This window comes from Rhodococcus chondri, assembly GCF_036327435.1.
Lineage (GTDB): Bacteria > Actinomycetota > Actinomycetes > Mycobacteriales > Mycobacteriaceae > Rhodococcus > Rhodococcus chondri.
Window position 1 is genome coordinate 1 of sequence record NZ_JAUZMZ010000199.1, and the last position, 8,021, is coordinate 8,021.

At 69.0% G+C, this 8,021-nt stretch carries 8 protein-coding genes; 6 read left to right on the top strand and 2 right to left on the bottom strand.

What is annotated here, in order from left to right; all coding sequences use genetic code 11:
* From coaE to Q8814_RS22690, 3 genes are all read left to right on the top strand, one after another.
* Positions 1-1,154: dephospho-CoA kinase (gene coaE, locus Q8814_RS22680; RefSeq protein ID WP_330154234.1), on the top strand; the 1,154-nt coding region annotated here is incomplete at its 5' end.
* 110 nt (positions 1,155-1,264) lie between these two features.
* Complete coding sequence (locus Q8814_RS22685; RefSeq protein WP_330154235.1) at positions 1,265-2,404, top strand: LLM class flavin-dependent oxidoreductase; 1,140 nt, start codon at positions 1,265-1,267, stop codon at positions 2,402-2,404.
* Positions 2,401-3,060 (top strand): CE1759 family FMN reductase, encoded by a 660-nt coding sequence (locus tag Q8814_RS22690; protein WP_330154236.1) that lies wholly within the window; start codon positions 2,401-2,403, stop codon positions 3,058-3,060. The genes Q8814_RS22685 and Q8814_RS22690 overlap by 4 nt, the downstream gene beginning before the upstream one ends.
* A 7-nt stretch (positions 3,061-3,067) precedes the next feature.
* Here the strand turns inward: Q8814_RS22690 and Q8814_RS22695 are convergent, their stop codons facing one another.
* A complete protein-coding gene (locus Q8814_RS22695) occupies positions 3,068-3,577 on the bottom strand; it encodes a DUF402 domain-containing protein (RefSeq protein WP_330154237.1) in 510 nt (169 codons plus the stop codon).
* A gap of 52 nt (positions 3,578-3,629) precedes the next feature.
* On the opposite strand from Q8814_RS22695, the gene uvrB reads away from it, so the two are divergent.
* From uvrB to Q8814_RS22710, 3 genes are all read left to right on the top strand, one after another.
* On the top strand, positions 3,630-5,789 hold the full coding sequence (gene uvrB, locus Q8814_RS22700) for an excinuclease ABC subunit UvrB (RefSeq protein ID WP_330154238.1): 2,160 nt from the start codon (positions 3,630-3,632) through the stop codon (positions 5,787-5,789).
* A 38-nt stretch (positions 5,790-5,827) separates the two neighbouring features.
* On the top strand, positions 5,828-6,700 hold the full coding sequence (locus Q8814_RS22705; RefSeq protein WP_330154239.1) for an SCO6745 family protein: 873 nt from the start codon (positions 5,828-5,830) through the stop codon (positions 6,698-6,700).
* Between the two features lie 178 nt (positions 6,701-6,878).
* Positions 6,879-7,331, top strand: a complete 453-nt coding sequence (locus tag Q8814_RS22710) for a universal stress protein (RefSeq protein ID WP_330154240.1) — start codon at positions 6,879-6,881, stop codon at positions 7,329-7,331.
* 28 nt (positions 7,332-7,359) lie between these two features.
* On the opposite strand, the gene Q8814_RS22715 is transcribed toward Q8814_RS22710, so the two are convergent.
* A complete protein-coding gene (locus tag Q8814_RS22715) occupies positions 7,360-7,818 on the bottom strand; it encodes a DUF732 domain-containing protein (RefSeq protein ID WP_330154241.1) in 459 nt (152 codons plus the stop codon).
* Positions 7,819-8,021 lie beyond the last annotated feature (203 nt).

An 8,021-nucleotide genomic window follows, 5' to 3' on the forward strand; every position in this document is an offset into this window, starting at 1 on the left:
TGGCGTTGGGCGCCGTGCTCGTCGACGCGGACACCATCGCGCGCGAGATCGTCGCGCCGGGGTCGGAGGGGCTCGCCGAACTCGTCGACGCGTTCGGTGACGACATCCTGCTGCCCGACGGCGCGCTGAACCGTCCCGCCCTCGCCGCCAAGGCGTTCGCCGGCGACGACACGCGCGCGATCCTCAACGCGATCACTCATCCCAAGGTCGGGCGACGCACGGCCGAGCTGGTCGCGGCCGCGCCCGGGGACGCCGTCGTGGTCCAGGACATCCCGCTGCTCGTCGAAGGGGGGATGGCCGCCGGGTTCCACCTCGTGGCCGTCGTGCATGCGGGCGAACAGGAGCGGCTGCACCGTCTCGTCGAGCTGCGCGGTATGCCCGAGGCCGATGCGCGGGCGCGGATCGCGGCGCAGGCCACCGAGGAGCAGCGCCGTGAGGTGGCCGACGTGTGGCTCGACAACACCGGCGACGAGGCGGCGCTCGTCGCCGCCGTGCGCACCCTGTGGTCGGAGCGGCTCGTCCCGTTCGAGCACAACCTGCGCACGCGGTCCGCGGCGCCGGCCGACCCGGTGCTCACCGCGGCGCGGCCGGAATGGGAGCAGCAGGCCCACCGGCTGATCGCGCGGCTCGCGCTCGCTGCCGGTGGTCCGGCGATGCGGATCGACCATGTCGGGTCGACGGCGGTACCGGGTCTGGCCGGGATCGACGTGCTGGATCTGCAGATCACCGTCGCCGACCTCCGTGCCGCCGATGCGCTGGCCGAACCCCTTGCCCTGGCGGGTTTTCCGAGGCTCGAACAGGTCGACCACGACACCCCGAAGCCGGCCTACGGTGCGGGAGGCGAAACCGATCCCGCCGTGTGGGCGATGCGCTTGCACGGTAGCGCCGATCCGGGCCGGCCCGCTCGCGTGGCGGTGCGGGTGGACGGCTGGCCCGGTCAGCAGTTCGCGCTGTTGCTGCGCGACTGGCTGCGCGCCGACGAGTCGGTGCGGGCCGAGTACGCCGATCTCAAACGTACGGCTGCCGATGCCGCGGCGCGCCACCCCGAACCGGCGGCGGCCGAAGCGGCATACGCCGAGGCGAAGGCCCCCTGGTTCGACCGGGCCTTCCATCGGGCCTGGCAGTGGGCCGATGCGACAGGATGGTCCGCGTAGCCGGTGCGGGGTGGTGCGGCGTTCCTGTGGTGCGCGCCGCACCCGGAATACAGGAGAGCCGCCCTCCGTTAAGATAGTTGACAGTTCAACGACTTGACGGAGGTTCAGCGATGCAGTTCGGCATCTTCACCATCGGCGACGTGACGCGCGATCCCACGACCGGCCGCGTCCCCAGCGAACACGAGCGGATCGTCGCCATGACGGAGATCGCCCTCGCTGCAGAGAAAGTCGGCCTCGACGTGTTCGCGACCGGGGAACACCACAACCCGCCGTTCGTGCCGTCGTCACCGACCACCATGCTCGGCTGGATCGCCGCGAAGACCGACAAGCTCATCCTGTCCACCGCCACCACCCTCATCACGACGAACGACCCGGTCAAGATCGCCGAAGATTTCGCGATGTTGCAGCACCTGTCCGGTGGCCGCGTCGACCTCATGATGGGCCGGGGCAACACCGGCCCGGTGTATCCGTGGTTCGGCAAGGACATCCGCCAGGGCATTCCGCTGGCCATCGAGAACTATCACCTACTGCGCAGGCTGTGGCGCGAGAAGGTGGTCGACTGGGAAGGCAAATTCCGCACCCCGCTGCACGGCTACACCTCCACACCGATGCCCCTCGACGACACGCCCCCGTTCGTGTGGCACGGCTCCATCCGCTCACCCGAGATCGCCGAACAGGCCGCGTTCTACGGCGACGGCTTCTTCCACAACAACATCTTCTGGAACAAGGAACACATCCAGCAGATGATCACCCTCTACCGCACCCGCTTCGAGCAGTACGGGCACGGCGCCGCCGAGCAGGCGATCGTCGGCCTCGGCGGTCAGGTGTTCATGGCGGAGACGGAGCAGGACGCCAAGCGCCGGTTCCGCCCGTACTTCGACAATGCCCCGGTCTACGGCCACGGCCCGTCGCTCGAAGATTTCTCGACGATGACGCCGCTGACCGTCGGCACCCCCGAGCAGGTCATCGAACGCACCCTGAGCTTCGCCGACTACGCCGGTCATTACCAGCGCCAGCTCTTCCTGATGGACCATGCGGGCCTGCCCCTGGACGTGGTCCTCGAGCAGATCGAGATCCTCGGACGTGAAGTGGTCCCCGTACTGCGCACCGAATTCGAACGACGCCGACCCGCGCATGTGCCCTCCGACCCCCCGACCCACCCCACCCTGGTGGCCCAGGGCCCGGACTCGCCGCACCGTGTCGTCGTCCCCGCTCGGATCGACACCGCAACCGCGGACCCGGCGCGATGACCCGCACCGTCGTCGTCGTCACCGCGGGCCTGTCGCAGCCGTCGACGACCCGGCTGATCGCCGACCGCATCGCCGCGTCGACCGCCGCCGCGATCTCGGCGCGCGGCGAGGCCGCCGAGATCGTGGTGCTGGAATTGCGTGAGCTCGCCGTCGATCTCGCCACGACGACGACCACCGCGATGCCCACCCCCGCGATCACCCGTGCCCGCGAACAGATCTCCGGCGCCGACGCGCTGATCGCCGTGACCCCGGTGTTCACCGCGAGCTACAGCGGCCTGTTCAAGATGTTCTTCGACAGCCTCGACCCCGACGCGCTGAATGCGATGCCCACGATCATCGCTGCCACCGCAGGGACACCGCGCCATTCCCTCGTTCTCGACCACGCAGTACGCCCACTCCTGACATATCTGCGCGCGGTCGTCGTGCCTACCGGAGTGTTCGCTGCCACCGAGGATTTCGGGGGCGACGAAGCGGGTGCCGCGCTCGGACAACGGATCCGGCGGGCCGCCGAGGAACTGGCCGCGCTCGTCGTCGCCGAGCGGTCCGGTGTCGAGGGCTTCGTGCCCACCGAACCTCACCGGCCCCGTGTCACCGGCACCACCGTGCGTACCGACGGCAGCGGTTTCCGGGACCTGCTGCGCGCACACCTGGGCTGAGCCCGGATCAGCGCCACGAGATCGGCGCACCCAGCGATGCGAGCCACGCGTCGAGGTCGTGCCCGTGCGAGGCGATCCCGTCCACTGCGGCGAAGGCCCGCTCGACCGCGCGTTCGGCGGCATCGGTGTCGAGTACGCCGGCCGCCACCGCGGCGAACAATTCGTCGACATCCTCGACGCGCGTGCTGTGACCGGCACGCACGATGAGATCGAGGTAATGATCCAGCGAATGCCACACGTCGCCGTCGCGCCAGAATTCACCGATGTCGACGTACCGGTCCATGTCGCGCTCGTGGCCCGGCCGGAAATGAAAGATCGTCGCGCGCAGATGCAGCGTGGGAAGCAGCCACGTCTCGACGTACCCGAACTCCGGGTGATCGGCCGGGCGGCCCATGTACAGGCCCCACGGCTCCGTGCGGTAATGCTCGACGGGACGTACGACACCCTTGGGATCGGTGTTGGTGCGAGCGGAGACGTCGAACCGCTCCACCTTGATCGGATGCAGGTGCGCGGCCATGAGGAAAAACTACCGCGGCATCGTGTCGGGGGCAGCGCCTACTCTGGTGCGCATGGCGTTCGCAAGTGAACATCCGGTCGTCGCGCACTCCGAGTTCCGTCCCGTCGGTGAGATCGAACGCACCGACGGGCGCTTCGAGGTGGTCAGCGACCACAAGCCGGCCGGCGACCAGCCGGCCGCGATCGCCGAGCTCACCCGCCGGTTGCAGGCGGGGGAGAAGGACGTGGTCCTGCTCGGCGCCACCGGCACCGGCAAATCGGCCACCACCGCGTGGCTGATCGAGCAGGTGCAGCGGCCCACCCTGCTGATGGCACCCAACAAGACTCTCGCCGCGCAGCTCGCGAACGAACTACGAGAAATGCTGCCGCACAACGCGGTCGAATACTTCGTGTCGTACTACGACTACTACCAACCCGAGGCGTACATCGCGCAGACCGACACCTACATCGAGAAGGACTCGTCGATCAACGACGACGTCGAACGGCTGCGCCACTCCGCCACGTCGGCGCTGCTGTCGCGCCGCGACGTGGTGGTGGTCGCTTCCGTCTCGTGCATCTACGGCCTCGGTACCCCGCAGTCCTACCTCGATCGGTCCATCCAGCTCGAGGTCGGTGTGGAGGTGCCGCGCGACGCATTGCTGCGGCTGCTGGTGGATGTGCAGTACACCCGCAACGACCTCGCGTTCACCCGCGGCTCGTTCCGCGTCAAGGGCGACACGGTCGACATCATCCCCGCCTACGAAGAACTCGCGGTGCGCATCGAGTTCTTCGGCGACGAGATCGACGCCCTCTACTATCTGCACCCCCTCACCGGAGACGTCGTCCGCAAGGTCGACTCCCTGCGCATCTTTCCCGCCACCCACTACGTTGCCGGCCCGGAGCGGATGGAACGGGCCGTGCAGAGCATCGAGACCGAACTCGAGGAGCGTCTCGCCGACCTCGAGAACCGCGGCAAGCTTCTCGAGGCGCAGCGGCTGCGCATGCGCACCCAGTACGACCTCGAGATGATCCGACAGGTCGGGTTCTGCTCCGGTATCGAAAACTATTCGAGGCACATCGACGGCCGCGCGGCCGGCACCGCCCCCGCCACCCTGATCGACTACTTCCCCGAAGACTTCCTGCTGGTCATCGACGAATCGCACGTCACCGTCCCGCAGATCGGGGCGATGTACGAGGGCGACATGTCGCGGAAACGCAACCTCGTCGAGTTCGGGTTCCGGCTGCCCTCGGCGGTCGACAACCGTCCTCTGACCTGGGAGGAGTTCACCCAGCGCATCGGGCAGACGGTATACTTGTCCGCTACCCCGGGGCCGTACGAACTGGGGCAGGCCGGCGGCGAGTTCGTCGAGCAGGTCATCCGTCCCACCGGCCTGGTCGACCCGAAGGTCGTCGTCAAACCCACCAAGGGTCAGATCGACGACCTGGTGCACGAAATCAGGGAACGCGCCGACCGCGACGAGCGGGTCCTGGTCACCACCCTGACGAAGAAGATGGCCGAGGATCTCACCGACTACCTGCTCGAACTCGGTGTCCGGGTCCGGTACCTGCACTCCGACATCGACACCCTGCGCCGCGTCGAGCTGCTCCGGCAGCTGCGGCTGGGCGAATACGACGTGCTCGTGGGCATCAACCTACTCCGCGAGGGTCTCGACCTGCCGGAAGTGTCGCTCGTTGCGATTCTCGACGCCGACAAGGAGGGCTTCCTGCGCTCGACGACCTCGCTGATCCAGACGATCGGTCGCGCGGCCCGCAACGTCTCCGGCGAAGTACACATGTACGCCGACAAGATCACCGACTCGATGGCCCGGGCGATCGAGGAAACCGAACGCCGGCGCGAGAAGCAGGTGGCCTACAACACCGAGCGGGGTATCGACCCGCAGCCGCTGCGTCGGAAGATCGCCGACATCCTCGACCAGGTCTACGAAGAAGCCGACGACACCGAGAAGGTGGACGTGGGCGGTTCGGGCCGCAACGCATCGCGCGGACGCCGGGCCCAGGGAGAATCCGGCCGCGTCGGAAGCTCCGGTGTGGTCGAGGGCCGCGACGTGAAGGCCATGCCGCGCGCTGAGCTGGCCGACCTCGTGCAGCAACTGACCGACCAGATGATGCAGGCGGCCCGCGACCTGCAGTTCGAGCTCGCCGGACGACTGCGCGACGAGATCTCGGATCTGAAGAAGGAACTGCGCGGGATGGACGCCGCCGGCCTGCAGTAGCCGTACCCGGCGTTGATCGTCCCGTAGTTTCCCAGGGCATGGACGCTGCATACTCCGGTCGCGCTGCCCGCTCCCTCGAATTGCTGCACTCCGTCGCATATTTCGCGCCGGAGGTCGAGACCGAACTGACCTCGGTGGGCTTGGAGCGCGTGGCCTCGCGCTACGTCGCGGGGCGGGTCGCGGCTCTGGGCGCGGTGGGCCCCGGTGTCGCGATCGCCACCTTCTACAACTTCGCGCCTCGCCTCATCGAGGCCGCCCTGCCGCAGGCATGGCAGACCGCTGCTCCGTCCGAGGTGGTCGCAGCCCGGCAACGCGGTGTCGACGCGGCGCTGACGCGGCTACTGGGGCCGGACACGGTGGCCTCGCCGCAGATGGCCGAGGCCGCCGAACTCGCCGCCTCGATCGCCCGCGCGGTCCCGGGCGCCGAGGGCCGGCCGCTCTATGCGGGACACGCCGATCTGCCGTGGCCCGAGGCGCCGCACCTGGTGATCTGGCACGCGCTGACACTGCTGCGCGAATTCCGCGGCGACGGGCACATCGCCGCCCTGCAGACCGCCGGGCTCACCGGACTCGAGGCGCTGATCACCCACACCGCCAGCGGAATCGGATTCAGTGAGCAGTTCGCGCAGACCCGCCGCGGCTGGTCCGGCGACGAGTGGGCCGCCGCGGCAGCGGCGCTGCGGGCGCGGGGACTGCTCGACAACTCCGGGGCCCTGACCGGCGACGGGTTCGAGGTTCGCGAACTCGTCGAGGACCTGACCGACGATCTGGCCGCTGCGCCGTGGCACACGGTGGGAGAGCCGGCGGTCGAACGCCTCCTCGACCTCGCGATACCGTGGCGCGACACGATCGTCGACAGTGGTCTCTTCGGGTCCGGTGTCTTCGGCCCCCGTTTCGGTGACGCCCGGTAACATCAACCGTCGTGCGTGACTACCGCCCTGCGGCCGCTGTGTTGTGGCATCTGCCGCAAACGCTCCAACGGTTTCTCGGCTCCCGCTACTGTCTACGCCAGCAGGCGGGGGATACGCGAGGGTCCCGCCGGCAGGGTCGACCATACGTGGCGACGCACACCAACTCGATGGAGGATGAATGAGCGCCTACCGGACCATTGTCGTCGGAACCGACGGTTCCGAGTCGTCGTATCGGGCCGTGGAAAAGGCAGCCGCTCTCGCCGGTGACGCCGCCGCCGAACTCGTCATCGCGTGCGCGTACTACCCGGCCGACCCGAAGGAATCCGCACAGGCAGCCGACGTGCTGCGCGACGACGCCTATCAGGTCACCGGCTCGGCACCGACATACGAGATCCTCCGTACGGCCCGCGAGAAGGCGACCGTGGCCGGCGCGAAGAAGATCACCGAGCGGCCCATCGTCGGTGCTCCCGTCGAGTCGCTCCTGGCACTGCTCGACGAGGTCGATGCAGACCTCGTCGTCATCGGCAACCGCGGCCTGAACACCCTGACCGGCCGACTGCTCGGGTCGGTGCCGTCGGACGTGGCCCGGAAATCCACCTCCGACGTGCTGATCGTGCACACCGTCCGCTGACCCGGCACGGCTCGGCGGCGCGGCCGGCTCAGCAGAACGTTTCGCGGGCCACGGCGACGTACCGCCGGGCGGCATCATCGCCCGGCGTCGCCGACGCCGAAACCGACGCCGCATACGCGGCGATCGGCCGCACCGTCTCGAGAATCCGATCCTCCGGGACGCCACCGCTGATCTGATCGCACAACCCGCGCGCGACCGCGAGCAGGGTCTCGTCGGGAATCTCCGCGACCAGGCCCTCGGCCGCAAGGGTTTCCTTGAAGCGGGTTGCACGGGCGTCGAGCAGCGGCGGCCCGACCTCGGTGGTCGCCGGGGCGGAGACGTGCGCCACGGGGGCCGTCGACACGCCGAGGTCCGCGTCCGACAGCGGCTCCTCCGACGCGGTCGCCGACGAACACGCCGCCGCGGCGGTCACCGCCGCGACCGAGACGAGCACACGCAACCGTGCCCGCGGTAGATCCCGCAGCCGCATCGTCACCTTCACCAGCACAGCCCTTCCGTCTTCGTCCGCGCCTGAGGTCGCGCTGCCTGCGGTTGCGCACTCGTCTCGATCGGCGAGCCGGACCGCCGGATCAGCACCTGGTCGGCGCCGGCAAACCCGCCAGCACCTGCGGCAGAGGCGCCGTGTGCAGCACACCGAGGCGCTGCGTTGCTCGCGTCAACGCCACATACACGTCGTTCAGGCCACGCGGA